This is a genomic window from Luteimonas qiangzhengi, assembly GCF_039548515.1.
Classification (GTDB): Bacteria; Pseudomonadota; Gammaproteobacteria; order Xanthomonadales; family Xanthomonadaceae; genus Luteimonas.
In genome coordinates, this window is the sequence record NZ_JBCLVE010000002.1 from 1 (window position 1) to 20,804 (window position 20,804).

Genomic DNA, 20,804 nt, shown 5'->3' on the forward strand with positions numbered 1-20,804 from the left:
TGTCGAGTGGGTTAGTAGCTCCCACCCATTTCGGCACGCCCTCTCCCCCCCCCCCCCCCCCCCCGACGCCTTACCGGTCTTCGAACAATTCCCGACCGATGAGCATCCGCCGGATCTCGTTGGTGCCGGCGCCGATGGCGTAGAGCTTGGCGTCGCGCAGGATCCGGCCGGTGGGGTATTCGTTGATGTAACCGTTGCCGCCCAGCGACTGGATGGCTTCCAGCGCCACCTGCACGGCGGCTTCGGAGGCGTGCAGCAGGCAGCTGGCCGCATCGACCCGTGAGCTGTGGCCGGCGTCGAAGTCGCGCGCCACCTGGTAGGCGAAGGCGCGGCTGGACTGCAGCGCCGTGTACATATCGGCGATCTTGGCCTGCATGATCCCGAAGCTGCCGATGGCAACGTCGAACTGGCGGCGATCACGCACGTAGGGCAGGGCGATATCCATCGCCGCCTGCATCAGCCCCAGCGGCCCGCCGGTGAGCACAAGGCGCTCGGTATTGAGCCCGCGCATGAGCACCTTGACGCCGAGGTTGACCTCGCCCAGCACGTTTTCCTGCGGGATCCGGCAGTCCTCGAACACCAGCTCGCAGGTGTTGGAGCCGCGCATGCCGAACTTGTCGAGCTTCTGCGCGGTGGAGAAACCGGGCATGCCTTTTTCCACCAGGAAAGCGGTCATGCTGCGACTGCCCGCCTCCTTGCCGGCGGTGCGCATGTAGACGATCAGCACGTCGGCCTCGGGGCCGTTGGTGATCCACATCTTGTTGCCGTTGGCGATCCATTCGCCATCACGGAGCTCCGCGCGGCAGGCCATCGAGCCGACCACATCGGAGCCGGCACCCGGCTCGCTCATTGCCAGCGCGCCCTTCCATTCGCCGCTGCACAGCTTGGGCAGGTACTTCTGCCGCTGGGCGTCGGTGCCGTTGGCGTAGAGGTTGGAAACGCAGAGATTGGAATGGGCGCCGTAGCTGAGCCCGATCGAGCCGGACGCGCGGGAGATTTCCTCCATCGCGACCAGATGGGCGAGGTAACCCATCTCGCTGCCGCCGAACTCGCCCGGCACGGTCATGCCCAGCAGGCCCATCTCGCCAAGCTTCAGCCACAGATCCTGTGGGAACGCGTTGTCGCGGTCAATCTCTTCCGCGCGAGGGGCGATCTCCGCTTCTGCGAAGCGCCTCACCGCATCGCGTAGTGCATCAATCTCTTCGCCCAGCGGAAACGCTCGCATATACGACCTCAAATCTCTCGGTGAAGCTGGGAACCCCAAGCCCCCTTTGGTAAAGGGGGCGCCGCAAAGCGGTGGGGGTTTGGAAGTAACCTGGGATCAGCTTCCCTTGACGCGACCCTGGAAGCGCGGTGCCGGACGGCCCAGCGGCAGCTTCAGCTTGCCGATCAGCTCGATCCGCTCTTCCGCCATGCGATCGGCCGCCTTGTAGGTCGGGATGCTGTCGCGCTCGGCGATTTCATAGATGCGGGTCAGGTTGTGGTAGATCGTGCGCATCATGCGCATGGCGCGTTCGCGGTTGTAGCCCTCGATCTCCAGCGACACGTTCATCACGCCGCCGGCGTTGACCGCGTAGTCGGGCGCATAGAGGATGCCGCGCTTGCCCACTTCATCGCCGATCTCGTTGTTGGCCAGCTGGTTGTTGGCCGAGCCGCAGATGATCTTGGCCTTCAGGCGGGGCAGGGTTTCCTCGTTGACGGTCGCGCCCAGCGCGCACGGCGAGTACACGTCGGCGTCCACGTCGTAGATCTCGTCCGGGGCCACGGCTTCGGCGCCGTACTCGGACACCGCCTGGTCAAGCAGGCGCTGGTTGATGTCGGTGACGAAGATCTTCGCGCCGCGCTCCTTGAGCAGCTTCACGAATTCCATGCCCACGTGGCCCAGGCCCTGCACCGCGTAGCTGTAGTTGCCCACTTCCTCGTTGCCGAACTTGCGGTTGAGGGTGGCCAGCAGACCCTGCAGGGTGCCGTAGGCAGTGAACGGGGACGGATCGCCCGAGCCGCCGTGAACCTGGTGCACGCCGGTCACGTACTGGGTTTCACGGAACACGAATTCCATGTCGTTGACGTCGATGCCGACGTCTTCGGCGGTGATGTAGCGGCCGCCCAGCGATTCCACGGCCTGGCCGAAGGCGCGGAACAGTGCTTCGGACTTGTCCTTGGCCGGATCGCCGATGATCACGGCCTTGCCGCCGCCGATGTTCAGGCCGGCAACCGCGTTCTTGTAAGTCATGCCGCGCGACAGGCGCAGCACGTCATTCAGCGCCTCGGCCTCGCTCTTGTACGGCCACATGCGGGTCCCGCCCAGCGCCGGGCCCAGCACCGTGTTGTGGATCGCGATGATGGCCTTCAGGCCCGCGTCCTTGTTGTGGCAGTACACGATCTGCTCGTGGCCGGAAGTGTCGAGTTGTTCGAAGATCATTGCTGGCTCCGTGACGGCCCGCGGATGCGCGGACCGGCGTGTGTGGTGGGTGGAATCTGAACGTGGCGCGCGGCACCGCAGGGGCGCCGATAGGGCCGGTATTCTACGCGTCCCGGGCTACAGCTGCGATTCGATCGGCAGCCAGCCCAGCACGCGAACGATGCTGCGCTGCAGCAGTGAGGCGCCCGGTTCGGTGGTATGGACGGTGGGTGGCTCGGTCGCACCATCAAGCCAGCGGAGCCTGTGTTTTTCATCCAGGTACAGCCAGTAGCTCAACTCCGGGCTGGAGAGAGTGAGGTACTCCTCGCGCAGCGCACCAGCCAGCTCGGAGTCGTCGAACAGCACGCCCATTTCGGTATTCAGATTGATCGAGCGCGGATCCATGTTGAACGACCCCACGAACCCGCGTCGGTCGTCCACCAGGTACGCCTTGGTATGCAGGCTGGCGCCGCTGCTGCCGAACAGGCTGGAATCGGTGGCCACATCGGCCTTGGTTTCGTACAGGTGGATACCGGCCTTGAGCAGCAGCTCGCGGTACTTGCTGTAGCCGCTGTGCACGGCCAGCACGTCGTTGGCCACCAGCGAGTTGGTGATTACGCCGACATGGGCGTCATGGCGCCGCGCGGCGTCGGCAAGGGCCACCACGCCCTCGTTGCCGGGGACGAAATAGGGCGAAATCAGCAGCGCCTTGTGGCGGGCGGACGCCAGGTCATCGAGGATGGCGTGGATCAGCCACTGCGAGCGGTCTTCGCTGGGACGCTTGTCGGGAGGGTCGGACAGCACCCGGATGCGATCGGTCCAGTACGGGGTGAGGTTCTGGGTGATGTAGCGGCGCACGTTGTCCGAGGTGTCCACCTTTTCCAGGAACCGCTGCGCCTGCGGGCTGCGGGTTTCCTCGCGGATCTGATCCATCACGGCTTCCAGGGTGCGCCGCGACTTGCGGTTCAGGGCCGAGATCGGCACCACCTGGTCGCTGTTCCAGAAGGTGTCGAAGATGGCGCTGGCCTCTTCAACCGCCGGACCGAACAGGGCCACGTCCAGATCGCGGAAATTGGTGTCCTCGGCGGCGTCGAAATACTCCACGCCCACGTTGCGTCCCCCCACCACGGCCACCCGGCCATCGGCGATCCAGGCCTTGTTGTGCATGCGGTGGTTGATGCTCCAGCTGCGCTGCACCATCTCCAGCAGCCGGCCGATGCCATCGCGGTTGCGGAACGGGTTGTACACCCGCACTTCGATGTTCGGGTGTCCCACCATTGCCAGCAGGGCACCGTCCTTGCCCTTGACGTTGATGTCATCGAGCAGCATCCGCACCCTGACCCCGCGTTCAGCGGCCTGCCGCAGCTCGCTCAGCAGCAGGTGCCCGGCCAGATCGTCCTGCCAGATGTAGTACATCAGGTCGATGCTGCGCCCGGCGCGGCGGGTGGCGATGGCCCGTGCTGCGAACGCGTCGCGGCCATCGACCAGCATGATCACGCCACTCTCCCCAGGGCGGCGGGCCAGCAGCGGAGCCAGCTCCTGGTCCAGCAGGGTCTGGTCGGGCTGCACCGCCAGCGCATGGCTGGGTGCGCCGGTGGCTGGCGGAGTCAGATGATCGGCCAGCAGGACGCCGCTGAGCACCAGCGTGCCGAGGCTGAACAGGCCCCAGCCAAAGATCCGCTTGATTCGCTTGGTCATTGTCGGTCGCAGGTTCCCCGGGCAGCGCCCCAATTGTAGGGAGAACAGCTCCCTTATGTAGGAGCGCGCCATGCGCGCGAAGCCGCGTGAAATCGGTTATGCCATGCGGTATCGGCCACGACATCGCGGCCGAAGCCCCGCCGCGTGGATTGATGTCACGCGGCTTCGCGCGCATGGCGCGCTCCTACTCTTGGCCCTGGTGGCGGGCGAGGGCCCAGGCGACGTGCTCACGCACCAGCGGGTCGTCGCTGTCGGCACGCGAATGCAGGGCGGCCAGGACTTCCGGCGTGGTGGGGGCGTTGCCCAGTGCCACGGCGATGTTGCGCAGCCAGCGGCGATGGCCACTGCGGCGGATCGCCGAGCCTTCTGTGCGACGCAGGAACTCGTCCTCTTCCCAGGCAAACAGTTCGGTCAGACTGGCGGTATCCAGATTGTTGCGGGCGCGGAAGTCGGGCTCGTCGGTGCGGCGGGCGAACTTGTTCCAGGGGCAGACCAGCTGGCAGTCGTCACAGCCGAAAATGCGGTTTCCGATGGCGGGGCGCAGCTGTTCCGGGATCGGCCCTTCGTGCTCGATCGTCAGATAGGAGATGCAGCGCCGTGCGTCCAGCCGGTTTGGAGCCACGATGGCCTGCGTCGGGCAGATATCGATGCAGCGGGTGCAGCTGCCGCAGTGCGTGGTAGCGGGCGTATCGACCGGCAGCGGCAGGTCGAGGTAGATCTCGCCGAGGAAAAACCACGAGCCGCCATCGCGGTCGATCAGGCAGGTGTGCTTGCCGATCCAGCCAAGGCCGGCGTTGCGCGCCAGGGCCCGTTCCAGCACCGGGGCGGAATCGACGAAGACGCGGAAGCCGAACGGCCCGATCTCATCGGCAATCTGCGCCGCCAGCTTCTGCAGGCGGCTGCGCATCAGCTTGTGATAATCCCGGCCCAGTGCGTAGCGGGCCACGTACGCGCGCTCACCGTCGGCCAGCGTGGCCCAGGCGTCGTCGTGGCTGTCGGGGCCGTAATCCAGTCCGACCGACACCACCCGCAGCGTGCCGGGCACCAGCTCCCCGGGGCGCGAACGTTTGCTGCCGTGACGGGCCATCCACTCCATGTCCCCGTAAAGGCCTTCGGCCAGCCAGCTGTGCAGGTGGGCTTCGTCTTCACCGAGCTCAATGCCGCTGATGCCGCAGCGCTGGAACCCGGCCGCGCTCACGAGAGTCCGGATCCGCGCGGCAATTGCGGCCGGATCGCAGGAACCGGCGATGGTGTCGGGGCTGGACATGGTGGCCAAGTATAGAATCCGGGCCATGAGTGCGAGCTCGCCAACCCGGTCAGGCCATCTGTACGCACGCGAGGCGACACGCACGCTGGAGGCGGCGGCTGTCGCCCATCTGGGCGGCGACGGCTTTGCGCTGATGTCCCGGGCGGGACAGGCCGCCTGGCGCGAGCTGCTGCGACGCTGGCCGCAGGCGCAGCAGATCGTGGTGCTGTGCGGCCGCGGCAACAACGGCGGCGACGGCTATGTGCTGGCGCGTCATGGCCTGGAGTCGGGGCGGCGGGTGACGGTGTTGAGGCTGCCCGGGCATGCGCCGCAGGGCGAGCTGGCCGAGCGCGCATGCCGTGAATACGTCGCCGCGGGCGGCGGGGTCGAGGAATTCGAGGGCCGACTGCCTGCGGCGGAGATCTGGGTGGATGCCCTGTTCGGCATCGGCCTGTCCCGTCCGCTGGAAGCGGATGCGGTGCGGCTGGTCGAGGCCATCAATGCCAGTGGCGTCCCGGTGCTGGCCCTGGATGCGCCCAGCGGCGTGGATACCGATACCGGCGCGATGCCCGGCGCAGCGATCAGGGCGCAGGCGACAGTGCAGTTCATCGGTGCCCACGTGGGCCTGCACACCGGTGCAGCGCTCGATTGGGCTGGCGAACTGTCTGTGGCCACCCTGGATCTTCCCGAACAGCTGTTGGCAGAGATCCAGGCAGCCGCCGTGTGCCTGCGCGCGGAAGATCTGGCCGGCTGCTTCCCGCCGCGCCGCCGCGGTGCGCACAAGGGTGATGCCGGTTATCTGCTGTGCGTCGGCGGAGACGAGGGCACCGGCGGAGCCGTTCTGCTGACCGCCGAAGCTGCACTGCGCTGCGGCGCGGGCCTGGTGGCCGTTGCCACGCGCGCCGCGCACGTGGCCGCCATGCTGGCCCGGCGGCCGGAAGTGATGGCCCGGGCGGTGGAAGGCGCGGGCGCGCTGCACGAGCTGATGGAACGCGCCGACGTGGTCGCCATCGGTCCCGGGATGGGGCAGGGGGCATGGGGCTCGGCGCAGTTCGCATTGGCGCTCGGCGGCGGCAAGCCGCTGGTGCTCGACGCAGATGCATTGAACCTGTTGACCAGGCGGAATCGGCCGGAGCTTGCGCCCGACACGGTACTGACGCCGCATCCGGGCGAGGCCGCACGCCTGCTCGGCACCACCACCGCCCAGGTGCAGGCCAATCGCCTGGCGGCGGCACGCGGCCTGTGCCAACAGTTCGGCTGCGTCGTGGTGCTCAAGGGGGCGCGCACCGTGGTAGCGGCGCTGGATGAAACACCGCGGGTGGTGGCCGCGGGCAATCCGGGCCTGGCGACCGGCGGCACCGGCGATGTGCTGACCGGCATCATTGCCGCGCTGCGTGCGCAGGGCCAGCCGGCGTTCGAAGCAGCCTGCACGGGCGCGCTGCTGCACGCCGTGGCTGGCGATATCGCCGCACAGGAAGGAGAGCGTGGAATGCTTGCCTCGGATCTTTTCGCCCCGCTGCGCCGGTTGGTGAACGCATGAGCGCTACGTCACTGCAGCTGCTGTTGCCGGACGAGATGGCAACCACGCGCCTGGCGCGCCTGCTGGCCCGCAGCCAGCCAGCGCCGGGCGTGGTGTACCTGGCGGGTGACCTGGGGGCAGGCAAGTCCAGCCTGGCCCGGGCCTGGTTGCGCAGCCTGGGCGTCACCGGAACCATCCGCAGCCCCACCTACACGCTGGTGGAGCGCTACCCGCTGGGTGATGCGGAGGCGCTGCACCTGGATCTTTACCGGATCGGGTCGGGTGGCGAGCTTGAATTCCTTGGCCTGGACGATGAACCGGCCCGGCTGTGGCTGGTCGAATGGCCGGAACGCGGCGCGGGCGGGTTGCCCCCGGCCGACCTGGAGATCGCACTGGCGATCCATGGTTCCGGCCGCCGGTGCACGATCGGTGCAGGCAGTCCGCTGGGGGAGCGCTGGCTGGCGGTCCTCGCCGATGAGCGGGAGTTGGCGGACTTTCCTGAACCGTAACCGTAGGAAGGGTCGGCAGGTGCCCGATTTACAAGGAGAAAGTGCTTGCAATGATGCGGCCGGAATGATTGACTTGGCCCCATGGGCATTCGTGGAATCAGACTCCAGAAACTGCTGCTCGGCCTGGCACTGCTGGCCGGGCTGGTGTGGAACGTTGCCAGTGCAACGGAAATCAATCAGTTACGCCTCGATAACGGCCCTACCGGGACGCGTGCGGAGCTGGCGCTGGCGGCGGAAACCGATTTCAAGGTGATCAGGCTGTCCAACCCGGACCGGCTGGTGATTGATCTTCCGGGGGCGCGCCTGGCGAGTAGTTTTCGCCTTCCCCCTGCTACCGGGCTGGTCAAGGCGGTGCGTAACGGTCAGCCTGAGCCGGGCGTGACCCGGATCGTGTTTGACCTGGCGACCAGCGTGGCAGCGATCGGACCGCGCATGGAGCCTTCCGCCGATGGCGCCAAGCTGGTGGTGGAATGGCCCGGTGACGGCCCTGCCGGAGCTGATCCGATCGGAAAAATCATTGCCCAGGTATCCCAGCCGGAAGAGGCCGCACAGCCGCCTGTCAATCCTTCCGCGGCGTCACGGGCTGCGACTGATCGGCTTGTTTCCCAGGTGTCGGCCGTGCCGACTTCAGCACCACCCGCAATCGCGACCGCAACCCCGGCACCAGCCGTGATCGACACCCCGCCGCCTGCCGTCGTCCAGCCGGCACCTGTGCCGGTGCAGCCCGCGGCCGTGATGCGTCCGCTGGTGATCGCGATCGATGCCGGCCACGGCGGCCAGGATCCCGGCGCTGTCGGTCCTACCGGGACCCGGGAAAAGGATGTCACCCTGGCCATTGCGCGCGAGCTTGCGCGCCAGGTGGATGCCACCCCCGGGCTGAAGTCCTACCTGACCCGCGACACCGATGTGTTCATTCCCCTCAATCACCGCGCCCGACTCGCGCGCGAGGCCGGGGCGGACATGTTCATTTCGGTCCACGCCGACGCCGCCCACAATCGCAATGCCCAGGGTTCATCGGTGTACGTGCTGTCGCTGCGCGGCGCGTCCTCGCAGCGCGCACGCTGGCTGGCGGACAAGGAAAACGCAGCCGACCTGATCGGTGGCGTCCGCCTTGAGGAAACCGATGACACCCTGGCCTCCGTGCTGCTGGACCTGACCCAGAGCGGGCAGATGAAGGCCTCCGAGGATGCCGGCAACCACATCCTCGCCGGCCTCAAGCGCATCGGCAACAACCACAAGCCGAACATCGAACGGGCCAACTTCGCGGTGCTGCGCACCTCGGACATGCCGTCGATGCTGGTGGAAACCGCCTTCCTGTCCAATCCGGAAGAGGAAAAGCGGCTGATCGATCCGCAGTTCCAGCGCACCGTGGCGCGGGCCGTGCTGGATGGGGTGAACACCTATTTCTCCGACCAGCCGCCCCCGGGCACCCTGTTCGCCGCGCGTGCCAGGGCGGAAGCGGCCGGTCAGTCCGCAGCAGCTGTTTCCGGCGGCAGTCCCTGACCGGCGGAGCACGCCGCTGGCAGCGTCGCGTACAGCGGTCGCCGCAGCCCGGTATCATCGCTGGCCGGTAGCAATGACGGCCCCGTGCCGCCCGCAGTGAGCATCCAGCAACTTCCCGACGTCCTCATCAACCAGATCGCCGCAGGCGAGGTCGTGGAACGGCCTGCGTCCGTGGTCAAGGAACTGGTTGAAAACGCGCTGGATGCCGGCGCCACCCGCGTGGATATCGAGCTGGAGGAAGGCGGCGTACGCCTGATCCGGATCCGTGACAACGGCGGTGGCATTCCGGCTGCGGATCTGCCCTTGGCGGTTTCGCGCCACGCCACCAGCAAGATCGCTTCGCTCGATGACCTGGAGTCGGTGGCCACGCTGGGATTCCGGGGCGAGGCGCTGCCCTCGATTGCTTCGGTCAGCCGCTTCCTGATCATCTCGCGCCAGGCCGAGGACGAGCATGGCAGTGCGCTGGCGGTGGAAGGCGGCACGGTAGGCGAGGTGGAACCGCGGCAGCACCCGCACGGCACCACCATCGAGGTGCGCGAGCTGTTCTACAACGTGCCCGCGCGGCGCCGGTTCCTGCGCGCCGAGCGGACCGAGACCGGGCATATCGAAGAGTGGCTGCGCTCGCTTGCGCTGGCCCGGCCGGATGTGGAACTGCGGGTCAGTCACAACGGCAAGCCCTCGCGCCGCTACAAGGGCAGCGCCGAACTGTTTTCCGACGAGCGCCTGCATGAAACGCTGGGCGCGGAATTTGCCCGCCACGCGCTCCGGGTGGAGCAGGAAGGCGCCGGCCTGCGACTGCATGGGTGGATCGCGCAGCCGGCTTATTCGCGGGCAAGCGCCGACCAGCAGTATCTGTATGTGAACGGCCGCAGCGTGCGCGACCGCAGCGTGGCGCACGCGGTCCGGCAGGCCTACTCCGACGTGCTCTATCACGGCCGCCAGCCTGCCTACGTGCTGTTTCTGGAAATGGATCCGGCGCGGGTGGACGTGAACGTGCATCCCGCCAAGCACGAGGTGCGCTTCCGCGACTCCCGCCTGATCTACGACTTCGTCCGACGCAGCCTGCACGAGGTATTGGCCGGGACCCGTGCCGGCCAGCAGGCCGCAGCTGCGGAAACGGCTGGAGCCGGTGCCTTCGGTGGGGCGGCCCCGGCGCGGTCGGAGCAATGGATGGCCGCGCAGTCAGGCCTGTCGCTGCGCACCGATGAGGCGCGCGCCGGCTATGCCGCCCTGTACGGCGATGCATCGTCTGCCGCGGCACCTGAGTCCTGGTCTGTCGCGTCGCAGCCGCAGGGCGTGGATGCTGCCCGTCCTGGGCCGCTGCCTGCAGCCGATGACACGACGGCGCCGCCGCTGGGCTACGCGATCGCCCAGCTGCACGGCATCTATATCCTCAGCCAGTGTGCGGACGGCCTGATCGTGGTCGATATGCACGCCGCGCATGAGCGCATCGGTTACGAGAAGCTCAAGCGCGCCCATGACAGCGAAGGCCTGCGCATGCAGCCGCTGCTGGTGCCACAGACCCTGGCAGTGGCCGAGCGCGAGGCGGATGTGGCCGAAGGCCATGCCGCGATTCTTGAGACGCTGGGTTTCGAGGTGTCGCGCAGCGGACCACAGTCACTGTTGCTGCGCGGCGTGCCGGCGCTGCTGGCCGAAGGCGATACCGAGGCGCTGCTGCGTGATGTGCTGGCAGACCTGCGTGAGCATGGCGACAGTCGCCGGGTGGCCAGTGCCCGTGACGAGTTGTTGTCCACCATGGCCTGCCACGGGTCCGTGCGCGCCAACCGGCGCCTGACCATTCCCGAGATGAACGCACTGCTGCGACAGATGGAAGAGACCGAACGCTCCGGGCAGTGCAACCATGGGCGTCCGACCTGGGCGCGCTTCAGCCTGGCCGAGATCGATCGCTGGTTCATGCGCGGACGCTGACGGCCAGTCGCGCTGCAAAGGGGGACTGATGCACAAGGGGATGCAGAAGAGGATGCAGAAGGGGATGCGCAAGTTGATAAGCAGATTGTCCGCAGCGTTGCTGCTGGGCACGGCGTTGGCGGTGGCTGGTTGCAGCGGTGATCGCAGCGAAAATACCGAAGTCGCCGCTGCTACGGCCGCAGCTGATGCGGCCTTTGTCAGCGAACAGGAAGCCTGGCGGGCCGAGCGGCGCGACCGGCTGCTCGCGCCTGACGGCTGGACCACGCTGGTGGGTCTGCACTGGATTGAACTCAACGCCCATTACATTGGCAGCAGTCGCGAAAGCGGTATGCGCCTGGCGAAGGGGCCGCCCCGGTTGGGGATGCTGCAGCAGCGGGAGGGGCGGCTGTATCTGACCCCGGAGCGCGGCGTGGGCCTGACAGTGGACGGGGAGCCGCTGACCGGGCGGACGGAACTGCATTCCGATCGCAGCAGCACCCCGACCCTGATCGATTTCGATGCCGGACAGGGACAGATGAACGTGATCGAGCGCGCAGGACGCCGGGCGCTGCGGGTGCGGCATCTGGAGGCGGATTCGCGGCTGCGTTTTGCCGGCATCGACTATTGGCCGGTTGACGCTTCATGGTTGATCGAAGGACAGTTTTCCGCTCATCCGCCAGGACAGATGCTCGAAGTGGCATCACTCATTGGCGGTACCGAAACAATGGGTAATCCAGGGGTGGTTGAATTCGAGCGCGATGGGCAGGTGTTCCGCCTGCAGGCACTCGATGACGGTGCTGATGGACTGCTGTTGATCCTGGCCGACCGGACTTCGGGGCAGGGCAGCTACGGTGCCGGTCGCTATCTGGATGCTGACGCAGCGGATGCCGATGGCCGGGTCATGCTGGACTTCAACCGTGCCTACAATCCACCCTGCGCGTTTACCAACTACTCCACCTGCCCGCTGCCGCCGCTGGAAAATCGCCTGGACCTGGCCATTACTGCCGGTGAAAAGGCCTACGTGGCTCCGGCGGGCTGATCAATCACGAAGCGGTTTACGACATGGAGATTCAGATGAAGTTGAAGTCACGCCTGGTTGGACGCAAGACCCTTTCAACGCTGCTGCTGGCCTCGGCCGGCCTGTTCTGTGCCGCTGCACTGGCAGACCAGCCGCAGGCCGCTGTCACCGCACCGGCGGTCGAGCACGAAGCGCCGGTGCCGCTGCTGTGGAAGGCAAGCAATGGTGAGCGTGCGGTGTACCTGCTGGGCTCGTTCCACCTGCTCAAGCCGGATGATTACCCGCTGTCGGCCGACGTGGACGCCGCGTTCGGCGATTCGGAAGAGGTGGTGTTCGAGATTCCGCCGGAGCAGCTGCAGTCGCCGGAGCTGGGCATGAAGATGGGCCAGGCCGCGATGCGCACCGACGGCACTCCCCTGAACAGCGCGCTGCCCGAGGAAACCGTGGCTGCGCTGGATGCCTGGACCACGGAAAACGCCGCGCAGTTGCAGCAGATGCAGCTTGCCCCGGAAGTGCTGCAGATGTTCCAGCCGTGGTTCGTCTCGCTGATGGTCACCGTGACCGAGATGGGAAAGTTCGGGCTGGATCCCGAACTCGGGCTGGACAACCACATGGCCAAGCGCGCCGCCGAAGCGGGCAAGCGCACCTCGGGCCTTGAAACCGCCGACCAGCAGATCGCTTTCTTTACCGGCATGTCGGACCAGGAGCAGCTGCAGTTCCTGCAGTCGTCGCTGGAGGGCACCGGGGAAGAGGGCCAGGCGGAAATCGCCAAGCTCCACGACGCCTGGCGCAGTGGTGATGAAAAGGCCATCTGGGACGGCATGGCGGTGGAAATGGCGGAGGAATTTCCGGCCCTTTACCAGCGCATCAACGTTGAACGCAACGACGCCTGGCTGCCGCAGATCGAAGCCATGCTGGGTGCCGATGGCACCGGCAACACACTGGTCGTGGTGGGCGCGCTGCACCTGCTGGGCGAAGACGGCGTGGTGGAAAAGCTGGCAGCCAACGGCTACCAGATTGAGCGCATCTGCACCGCCTGTTCCGAATGATCCAGCGGTCCGCCTGCAGCTCCTAGGGGGCTGCGGGCGGGACCATCACGATGCAGTCCACGGGGCAGGCCGGCACGCACAGCTCGCAGCCGGTGCACAGCGCCTCGATCACCGCATGCATGTGCTTGCTGGCGCCGATGATCGCGTCCACCGGGCAGGCGAGGATGCACTTGGTGCAGCCGATGCAATCGGCCTCGATCACCAGCGCCAACTGTGGCGGCTTGTGGCTGCCGCGGCTGCGATCGTAGGGCTTGGGCGCCACACCGAGCAGGTTGGCCAAGGCGCGGGCGCCGGCGTCACCGCCTGGAGGGCAGCGGTCAATATCCGCTTCGGCCCGGACCAGCGCTTCGGCATAGGGGCGGCAGCCATCGAAGCCGCATTGGCGGCACTGGGTCTGCGGCAGGATCCGGTCGATGCGCTCGACCAGGCCCGGCGGGTTCACCGCACCGGCATGCCCGGCTGCGCGCTCTCGTCGGCGGACAGCAGGGCCAGCTCGCCAGCGTCGAAGCCGGCGGAGAGGATCATTCCTTCGCTGACCCCAAAGCGCATCTTGCGCGGCGCCAGGTTGGCGACGAACACCACGCTGCGCCCCACCAGATTTTCCGGCGCGCCGTAGCTGGCCCGGATTCCCGAAATGATCTGGCGCTTGCCCAGCTCACCGGCGTCCAGTTCAAAGCGCAGCAGCTTGTCCGAGCCTTCCACCAGCTCGCACGCCAGCACCTTGCCGATGCGCAGATCCAGCTTGGCGAAGTCATCGATGCTGATGAAGTCGTCGTCCGCTTTTACCTTGGCCTGGCCGTCGGCCTTCTTTTTCGGGGGTGTGGTGCTACCGGCGTCGGCCGCGGGGGCGAGCGTATCTTTGCTGGCGTCGATCATGGCTTGGATGTGCTTGGGGTCAAGGCGGGTGAACAGGGGAACGTAGGTGGACACTTCATGGTCCAGCAGTGATGCGTCCAGATCGGACCAGGACGCGATCGGCGCGTTGAGGAAGCCTTCGGCCTGGGCAGCCACAGTGGGCAGCACCGGGCGCAGGGCGCCGGCCAGCACGCGGAACAGGTTCAATCCCTGGGTGCACACGGCCTGCAGCTCGGCATCGGCGCCTTCCTGCTTGGCGATCACCCACGGCTTGTGGTCATCGATATAGCGGTTGGCCTCGTCGGCAAGTGCCATGGTGCGGCGCAGGACGGTGGCGACTTCGTTGCGCGCGTAGGCCTCGCGGATCGGGCCCAGCGCTTCAACGAAGCGTGCGTACATCTCCGGCTCGGGCAGCTCGGCCGCCAGGCGTCCCTCGAAGCGCTTGCTGATGAAGCCCGCGCAGCGGCTGGCGAGGTTGGCGAACTTGCCCACCAGGTCGGAATTGACCCGGCTGACGAAGTCGGAAAAATTGAGGTCCAGATCGTCCACGCCGCCAGAAGATCGGGCCGCGAAGTAGTAGCGCAGCGCCTCCGGGTGCAGGCCGCTGTCCAGATAGGTGCGAGCCATCACGAAGGTGCCGCGCGACTTGGACATCTTGGCGCCGTCCACGGTCAGGTAGCCGTTGACGTGCAGGCGATTGGGCGCGCGCTTGCCGGCCCCGTGCAGCACCGCCGGCCAGAACAGACCGTGGAAATTCACGATGTCCTTGCCGATAAAATGGTGCAGCTCGGCCTGGCTGTCCGGTACCAGGAAGCTTTCGAAATCCAGACCTTCGCGCTCGCTCAACGCCTGCAGGCTGGACAGGTAGCCGATCGGGGCATCCAGCCACACGTAGAAGAACTTGCCGGGATGCCCGGGAATCTCGAAGCCGAAGTACGGCGCATCGCGGGAGATATCCCAGGCGCGCAGCCCGCCTTCGCCGTCCAACCATTCCTGCAGCTTGGCCTTGACCCCCGGAACGGCGACGTCACCAGCGAGCCATTCGCGCAGGAACCCGTCGAAGTGGCCCAGCTCGAAGAAGAAGTGCTCGGACTCGCGCAGCTCCGGCGCGGCGCCCGACAGCACCGAGTAGGGATTCTTCAGCTCGGTGGACGCATAGGTGGCGCCGCATTGCTCGCAGTTGTCGCCGTACTGCTCGGGCGTGTCGCAGCGCGGGCAGGTGCCTTTGACGTAGCGGTCGGGCAGGAACATGCCCTTGGCCGGATCGTAGAACTGCTCCACCGAGCGCCGGCTGATGTGGCCGTTGGCCTCCAAGCGGGCGTAGATCGCCTCGGTCAGGGCCCGGTGGCGCGGCGAGTGGGTGGAGTCGTAATGATCGAAGGCGACGCCGAAATCGGCGAAGTCGCGCTCGTGTCCGGACTGGATGCCGGCAATGAACTCCTCCGGCGTCATGCCCGCCTTCTCCGCCGCCAGCATGATCGGCGTGCCGTGGGTGTCATCGGCACAGACGAAGTGCACCGTACTGCCGGCCATTCGCTGCGCCCGCACCCAGATATCGGCCTGGATATAGCCGACCAGATGACCCAGGTGCAGCGGGCCGTTGGCGTAGGGCAGGGCAGTAGTGACGATCGCAGTGCGGGACATGGCAGGCAGTATTTGAAGGGCAGGGGATTATCGCATGCGGGCCCCGTAGTGCAGCCTATTCGCGCTGCCACACCTGCTCGCGGCAGATGAACGCAACGCAGCCGGAGACGCCCAGCTCGTCATCGCCGTGCATCTGCATCTTGGAGCGGTAGGTGCGGCCCTTGGCCGGATCCAGGATGGTGCCGCCGGCCCACTCATCGCCCTTTTCAGTCATGCCCCACAGGATGGTCATGCCCTGGATGGGCTGGTCCTTGCGCGCGCCGGAGCATTCATCGCACACCGGGTTGGGGCCTTTGTCGGACTGCAGGATTTCGATCACCGTGCCCGACAGGGTGCCGTCGGAAGTGCGGCTGATCTCCACGATCGACTTGGTCTGCCCGGTTTCGTCATCGATGGTCTTCCAGCGGCCTTCGGGACCGGAAGCCAGCGCCGCCAGCGGAAGGCAAAGGGCGGCCACAAGCAGCATTCGGATCGGTTGCATCATTGGAGTCTCCTGGAGCGGGCTCAGTGCCCACCAATATGGCGTTCGAAGAAGTCGAGCATCTCGGTGTACAGATTGACCCGGTTGTCCACATCATAGAAGCCGTGCATTTCCCCGGACTGGATGATCATCCCTTCGGGAGGATTGCCAGCGGCGATCAGGGCCCGGTTCATCAGTTCGGTCTGCTCGGGGGGCGTGCGCTCGTCGCGGGCGCCCGCCGCCAGGTACACGGGAATGTTCACTTCACCAGCCCGGCGAGCAGGCGAGTTCTGGGCCCACACGTTCGAGTCGGTGCCATGGGTACGGCGCAGGTAGCGCTGACCCATCTGGCTGCGCGGAATGTCGCCGCGGTTGAACATCATGTCCACGTCATAGACGCCCACGTAGCCGAAGGTGCACTGGAACAGGCCCGGCTCGCGGATCGGCGCCATCAGCGCGGAGTAGCCGCCGAAGCTGCCACCGTAGATGCAGATCCGCTCCGGATCCGCGTGGCCCTGCTCGATGGCCCAGCGGGTGGCATCGATGATGTCGTTCTGGATCCCTTCCGCCCACTGCATGTGCCCGGCGTCCATGAAGCCCTGACCGTAGCCACCGGAGCCGCGGAAGTTCACCTGCAGCACCGCATAGCCGCGGCTGGCGAACAGCTGGGCTTCCCCGTTGTAACCCCACTGGTCGCGCGGTCCAATCGGCCCGCCGTGCGGGTTGACGATCAGCGGCAGGTTGGTTGCGTCCGATCCATTGGGGATTGTCAGGTAGCCGTACAGGTCCAGGCCGTCGCGCGAGCGCACGTGGAAGGGACGGATGGTCGCGGACGTTTCCGGATCAACCCAGTCGCGGCTGCGCATCAGGAACCGGGCTTCGGCGGTATCGCGGTCGTAAAGGTACAGCTCGCCCGGATTGGTGTCGCTGCGCACCGAGACGATGATCTGCTTGCCGTCAGCGGTGTGGCTGTCGAAGTTCACGTAGTTGCCTGGGAAGGCTGCCGCCAGCGACTGGTACAGCAGCGATTCGGGATGCTCCTCGTCCAGCAGGGTCACCTTGGGCGCGCCGGCAGAAGTGGTCACGGCAATCAGCGTGGATTCGTCGGTGGTCCACAGGAGGTGCGAGATATCGGCGGCGTTGTCCTGGTGCAGCGAGGTGAAATTGCCGGTGACGGTATCTAGAATGCCGATGGCGCCCGGGTTGTCATCGCTCTGCATTGCGTAAATCGTGCCGTCCGGCGTGGTGTGCTCCACCCACAGGTGCTTGCCGTCGGACTGGGAGGCGTTGATCAGGTCCCAGCGCATGCCATCACGCTTGTACAGCTCGGTGCGTTCTTCGTGCTCGCCGGCTTCGTTGCGCGAAGACGAGCACACCGCAAAGCGCGGTTCCTTGGCTGCGTCCAGCGATACCGAACAGTTGGCCTTGGGTGCGGTGGCCAGCACCTGGCGACGGCCGCTGACGGTATCAACGCGCACGACCTGCGTAGACGAGCCTTCGGCCGAGCGCGGAAAGCGCGATTGCATGATCACGTTGCGCGGATCGTCCAGCAGCGGATCGAGAAGCGAAAAGCTCTCGAGACCGACCGCCTGCGAGCGCTGGGTTGCACCGCGAGTGCCGCGGAAAATGACCGGCGTGGCCTGGCTGCCGTCGGCGTTGACCGCGTACCACTCACCCAGCAGGAACGGCTGCGCGTAGCCGCCCATTTTCTTGACCGCGTTGAACATCAGGCGGTTGTCGGATACCCAGCGGAACTGGCCGATGCTCTTGTTGTCGGGAAGGATGTTGATCTTGACCGGCTGCAGGTCGGCGGTACGCAGCACGGTAAGTACGTCCTGTTCGCCGCGGTCGACGGTGATCGCCAGATATTCGCCGTTGGGCGAAATCCGGGCGGTGCCGTAGGAGGGCCGTTTGACGAAGTCTTCCACCGGGGGAAGGGCAAGCGCTGCGCCAGGCAGCAGCAGGGCAATCGCGCACAAAGCGTGCTTCAGTTTGGACATGAAGGTCTCACTTGAGGGCAACGGTTAAGAGCAACTGATCGAAATATACAGCCGGTAAACGGACAAAGCCCGGCATGCGCCGGGCTTTGTCTTCAATGCACCGTGGATCAGAAGCGATGCGTAAGCGACAGGAAGAAGCGACGGCCCAGCGGGTCCGCGCCCTGATAGCTGTAGAAGTACGGGTAGCTGGTGTAGGTCTCGTCGTAACGGAACTGGTTGTCCGTCAGGTTGACGATGGTGGCCTCCACCTTGGTGTTCGGACCCATCTGGCGACCGACCTGCAGGTTGTACGTGATATACGGCCGCAGACGATCTGTTTCCGCCCAGTTCTGGTTGGCACCCAGTCGCGTACCGAACAAAGTGGCCGTCCAGTCGTTGATGTTCCAACCCAGCGAACCACGGACGCGTGAGCGCGGATCGTAGTCCCACTGATCGCGGTAATCGACGATAGGATCGTCCGCAAACTGCTGGGACTTGTCAGTCAAACGGATGGTGTAACCCAGATCCACCAGGAACCTGCCCCAGCGGTCGGTATCGAAGTTATACCGGAAGTTTGCGTCAATGCCGCTGACGTCCTGATGTGCCCTATTGATGTAGGCCGCATTGAGAGACTGGATACGGCCGTCAAGCGGGGTTCCCTCGGGAGCGTCGGTGCGGGTGACCAGGGAAGTCATGTTCTGACAGAAGTCCGAGTCCATGCCGTACTCGAACGGGTCGCCGTCGCGGTTGACGCCCAGCCGGCAGTTGGCTTCGTTCTGCAGGATATAGCCTGCGGTGAGGGCGGCGGCCTTATCGTCCAGACGGATTCTGTAGTAATCGACCGAGAGAGACATGTTGTCGATGATGTCCCAGACCAGGCCAAAGCCCCAGCTTTCGCCTTCCTCTTCCTTCAGCAAGGGGTTGCCTGCAATAAGGGTCTGGCCCGTGTAAGAGGTTGGGTCGCCCGGCTGTTCCTGACAGGCAGTAACCGTCCGCCCGGGACCATCCTGGCCGAGATAGTCGCCCGAGCGGCAGGCGTATTCGTCGAACAACCCCGAATACGAGGCTGCGCCCTGCGCATACACCAGCTGCATGTCAGGCGCCCGGAAGCTGGTGGCATAGGTGCCGCGCAGCAGCAGGCTGGTGAAGGGACGCCATTCCAGACCGAAGTTGGTGGTGTAGGCATCATCGACTGCGGTGATGTCGTCGTACTTGTCCCAGCGGCCGGCCAGGTTGGCGGTCAGACTGTCCAGGATCGGCACGCGGAACTCCACGCCCAATGCGTAGCGCTCGCGGGTGCCGTCGGTGATGCCCGAGCTGGTCAGGTTGTAAATGGTGTGTTCGTCGATTTCCCGGATCTGGTCGGTCCGCCAGTCGCTTTCCAGCTCCATGGTCTGGCGCGTGCCCTCGATCACACCGGCAAAGCCGACTGCACCCGCAGGAAGCTCGAACAGGTCACCAGAGACGTTGAAGTTGACCGTGGCCGCACTGGTTTCCGCGATATTCGACGCCCGGGTAGAGAATGAGCGGTAGATATCAGGGGTGATGGGCGTGTTCCACCGGTCCATGTTCAGCGCGTAAATCGGCGCGCCGTTGGAGTAGTAACCCTGCAGGTCACCCAGGAAGTAGTCGTGAACCGCCTTGGCGAGCAGGCGCGGTCGGTCGGTCTCGTATTCGTACTTGCCATAGTTGGCGCTGGCTTCCCAGTCGAAGCGACTGCCGAACACGCCAGTGGCACCGAAGGTGATGTCGTACATGCGCTCGTCATATACGGTGGTTGCGGCCTCATTGCCGCCCAGCTCGAACGGCATGAATACGCGCTGCAGCTGGAAAAAATCACCATGTACTGAATCGAAGTAATACCCGGTGGCTGAACCAGAAGCGGTGGAGGTGAAGCGATCCCCCGAGGTGCCCCAGAACTCGGTTCCGCTGGAAGACTGGGCTTCCGAATCGTAGAGGCTCAGGGTGCCGAACAGCTGCGTGGAGTTGGTGAGGTCGAAGGTGCCGGACAGGTAGCCGGCCCAGGTTTCCTGCTTGTTGGAAATCGATTGCGATGCGGAGCTGGTGTAACTGCCGCAATACAGGCCACGGGTCGGCGTGGTGACGGTGGTGTAGCCGAAGGCGTCGCACGCGTCGGCGTCATAGAGTCCGTTATGGTTTCCTGGGGCGGTGACGCCGCCCAGGCTCAGCGCCACCAGGGACAGTCCTGGGTTCACATCAATCCCATAGGGGTTGTTGCGAGTGTCGGCGAGGTAGCTTCGCTGGCTGGCGAAGACCGGCTCGTTGGCGTTGTACTGCACCGCGTAGATCAGATTCCAGCGGTCGCCAGTGGTGCCGCCGGTGTATTCGAAGGCCATGCTGTCGCCGCCGCCGTCCGCAGTCGTGCCGGCGGTGACGCGGATCTGGTTACCATCGTAGTTCTGACGGGTGACGATATTGACCACGCCGGCAATGGCGTCGGAGCCATAGATTGCCGAGGCGCCGCCAGTCAGGACTTCGATGCGCTCTACGATCGCGCTCGGAATTGCCCGGACGTTGGTCACGTTGTTATCGCGGTTGTACGGCTGCGGATAGTCTGGCGGCCGGCGGCCATTGACCAGGGTCAGCGTGTACCCGGGGCCCAGGCCGCGCAGGTTGACCACCTGGGCGTTCGGCGTGAAGCCAGCCACGGCCAGGTCGCCGGTGAAGTTGGCGGTGCTCTGCTGAGTCAGCGACTGCAGCATGTCGCCGACGGTCTGGAAGCCTTCGCGGTCGATGTCTGCACGGGTGATCACGGTCACCGGGGCCGGGCCCTCGATCTCCGCGCGTCCGATGCGGGAGCCGACCACCGTGACCGTGTCAAGCGTCTGTGCCGTAGTCGACTGCGACTGGGTTTCCTGGGCAGTGGCTTCTTCCTGGGCGTCCTGGGCTGTGGCAAAGCCGCTGACAGCAAAGAGCGTGCTGGCCAGAGCCACGCTTAGCGGGCTGAGCCGCAGTGATTTCCGGAGCTGGGTGGTCATTCGGTGGGATCCCCTA

15 protein-coding genes are annotated in these 20,804 nt (G+C 65.8%); 6 read left to right on the forward strand and 9 right to left on the reverse strand.

Annotated features, from left to right (window positions below):
* Positions 1-70: 70 nt before the first annotated feature.
* The 4 genes from WCE59_RS00210 to queG all read right to left on the reverse strand — a co-directional run bounded on the left by WCE59_RS00210 (position 71) and on the right by queG (position 5,366).
* Positions 71-1,225 carry an isovaleryl-CoA dehydrogenase gene (locus tag WCE59_RS00210; RefSeq protein ID WP_343256698.1) on the reverse strand — a complete coding sequence of 385 codons (1,155 nt, stop codon included), beginning with the start codon at positions 1,223-1,225 and terminating at the stop codon, positions 71-73.
* A gap of 96 nt (positions 1,226-1,321) precedes the next feature.
* The gene (locus WCE59_RS00215; protein WP_343256699.1) at positions 1,322-2,422 is read right to left on the reverse strand and encodes a Glu/Leu/Phe/Val dehydrogenase dimerization domain-containing protein; all 1,101 of its coding nucleotides are present in this window, start codon (positions 2,420-2,422) and stop codon (positions 1,322-1,324) included.
* A gap of 117 nt (positions 2,423-2,539) precedes the next feature.
* Positions 2,540-4,099 (reverse strand): phospholipase D family protein, encoded by a 1,560-nt coding sequence (locus tag WCE59_RS00220; protein WP_343256700.1) that lies wholly within the window; start codon positions 4,097-4,099, stop codon positions 2,540-2,542.
* A gap of 184 nt (positions 4,100-4,283) precedes the next feature.
* Positions 4,284-5,366 (reverse strand): tRNA epoxyqueuosine(34) reductase QueG, encoded by a 1,083-nt coding sequence (gene queG, locus WCE59_RS00225; protein ID WP_343256701.1) that lies wholly within the window; start codon positions 5,364-5,366, stop codon positions 4,284-4,286.
* Between the two features lie 25 nt (positions 5,367-5,391).
* Between queG and WCE59_RS00230 the strand changes: the two genes are divergently transcribed.
* The 6 genes from WCE59_RS00230 (at position 5,392) to WCE59_RS00255 (ending at position 12,851) form a co-directional block, all read left to right on the forward strand.
* Positions 5,392-6,885: an NAD(P)H-hydrate dehydratase gene (locus WCE59_RS00230; protein ID WP_343256702.1), complete on the forward strand. Its 1,494-nt coding sequence runs from the start codon at positions 5,392-5,394 to the stop codon at positions 6,883-6,885.
* The gene (gene tsaE / locus WCE59_RS00235) at positions 6,882-7,373 is read left to right on the forward strand and encodes a tRNA (adenosine(37)-N6)-threonylcarbamoyltransferase complex ATPase subunit type 1 TsaE (protein WP_343256703.1); all 492 of its coding nucleotides are present in this window, start codon (positions 6,882-6,884) and stop codon (positions 7,371-7,373) included. The genes WCE59_RS00230 and tsaE overlap by 4 nt, the downstream gene beginning before the upstream one ends.
* A gap of 81 nt (positions 7,374-7,454) precedes the next feature.
* Positions 7,455-8,876: an N-acetylmuramoyl-L-alanine amidase gene (locus tag WCE59_RS00240; RefSeq protein ID WP_343256704.1), complete on the forward strand. Its 1,422-nt coding sequence runs from the start codon at positions 7,455-7,457 to the stop codon at positions 8,874-8,876.
* A 96-nt stretch (positions 8,877-8,972) separates the two neighbouring features.
* Positions 8,973-10,805, forward strand: coding sequence for a DNA mismatch repair endonuclease MutL (gene mutL, locus WCE59_RS00245; RefSeq protein ID WP_343256705.1), 1,833 nt, complete (start codon positions 8,973-8,975; stop codon positions 10,803-10,805).
* Between the two features lie 64 nt (positions 10,806-10,869).
* Positions 10,870-11,823 (forward strand): DUF1684 domain-containing protein, encoded by a 954-nt coding sequence (locus WCE59_RS00250; RefSeq protein ID WP_343256706.1) that lies wholly within the window; start codon positions 10,870-10,872, stop codon positions 11,821-11,823.
* Between the two features lie 35 nt (positions 11,824-11,858).
* A complete protein-coding gene (locus WCE59_RS00255) occupies positions 11,859-12,851 on the forward strand; it encodes a TraB/GumN family protein (RefSeq protein WP_343256707.1) in 993 nt (330 codons plus the stop codon).
* A 22-nt stretch (positions 12,852-12,873) separates the two neighbouring features.
* On the opposite strand, the gene rnfB is transcribed toward WCE59_RS00255, so the two are convergent.
* From rnfB to WCE59_RS00280, 5 genes are all read right to left on the reverse strand, one after another.
* Positions 12,874-13,293 (reverse strand): Rnf electron transport complex subunit RnfB, encoded by a 420-nt coding sequence (rnfB, locus tag WCE59_RS00260; protein WP_343256708.1) that lies wholly within the window; start codon positions 13,291-13,293, stop codon positions 12,874-12,876.
* Positions 13,290-15,350 (reverse strand): methionine--tRNA ligase, encoded by a 2,061-nt coding sequence (gene metG, locus WCE59_RS00265; protein ID WP_343256709.1) that lies wholly within the window; start codon positions 15,348-15,350, stop codon positions 13,290-13,292. The genes rnfB and metG overlap by 4 nt, the downstream gene beginning before the upstream one ends.
* A gap of 55 nt (positions 15,351-15,405) precedes the next feature.
* Entirely contained in the window at positions 15,406-15,831 is a 426-nt protein-coding gene (locus tag WCE59_RS00270; protein ID WP_449284079.1) for a DUF2147 domain-containing protein, read from the reverse strand.
* 23 nt (positions 15,832-15,854) lie between these two features.
* Complete coding sequence (locus WCE59_RS00275) at positions 15,855-17,810, reverse strand: alpha/beta hydrolase family protein (protein WP_343256711.1); 1,956 nt, start codon at positions 17,808-17,810, stop codon at positions 15,855-15,857.
* Positions 17,811-17,917: 107 nt separating this feature from the next.
* Complete coding sequence (locus tag WCE59_RS00280) at positions 17,918-20,788, reverse strand: TonB-dependent receptor domain-containing protein (RefSeq protein ID WP_343256712.1); 2,871 nt, start codon at positions 20,786-20,788, stop codon at positions 17,918-17,920.
* Positions 20,789-20,804: the final 16 nt, after the last annotated feature.

Excerpts from the sequence above, each read along its gene's own strand:
- WCE59_RS00210 (WP_343256698.1), bottom strand. The coding sequence starts at position 1,225 with ATGCGAGCGTTTCCGCTGGGCGAAGAGATTGATGCACTACGCGATGCG.
- WCE59_RS00215 (WP_343256699.1), bottom strand. The coding sequence starts at position 2,422 with ATGATCTTCGAACAACTCGACACTTCCGGCCACGAGCAGATCGTGTAC.
- WCE59_RS00220 (WP_343256700.1), bottom strand. The coding sequence starts at position 4,099 with ATGACCAAGCGAATCAAGCGGATCTTTGGCTGGGGCCTGTTCAGCCTC.
- queG (WP_343256701.1), bottom strand. The coding sequence starts at position 5,366 with ATGTCCAGCCCCGACACCATCGCCGGTTCCTGCGATCCGGCCGCAATT.
- WCE59_RS00230 (WP_343256702.1), top strand. The coding sequence starts at position 5,392 with ATGAGTGCGAGCTCGCCAACCCGGTCAGGCCATCTGTACGCACGCGAG.
- tsaE (WP_343256703.1), top strand. The coding sequence starts at position 6,882 with ATGAGCGCTACGTCACTGCAGCTGCTGTTGCCGGACGAGATGGCAACC.
- WCE59_RS00240 (WP_343256704.1), top strand. The coding sequence starts at position 7,455 with ATGGGCATTCGTGGAATCAGACTCCAGAAACTGCTGCTCGGCCTGGCA.
- WCE59_RS00250 (WP_343256706.1), top strand. The coding sequence starts at position 10,870 with ATGCGCAAGTTGATAAGCAGATTGTCCGCAGCGTTGCTGCTGGGCACG.
- WCE59_RS00255 (WP_343256707.1), top strand. The coding sequence starts at position 11,859 with ATGAAGTTGAAGTCACGCCTGGTTGGACGCAAGACCCTTTCAACGCTG.
- metG (WP_343256709.1), bottom strand. The coding sequence starts at position 15,350 with ATGTCCCGCACTGCGATCGTCACTACTGCCCTGCCCTACGCCAACGGC.
- WCE59_RS00270 (WP_449284079.1), bottom strand. The coding sequence starts at position 15,831 with ATGCAACCGATCCGAATGCTGCTTGTGGCCGCCCTTTGCCTTCCGCTG.
- WCE59_RS00275 (WP_343256711.1), bottom strand. The coding sequence starts at position 17,810 with ATGTCCAAACTGAAGCACGCTTTGTGCGCGATTGCCCTGCTGCTGCCT.
- WCE59_RS00280 (WP_343256712.1), bottom strand. The coding sequence starts at position 20,788 with ATGACCACCCAGCTCCGGAAATCACTGCGGCTCAGCCCGCTAAGCGTG.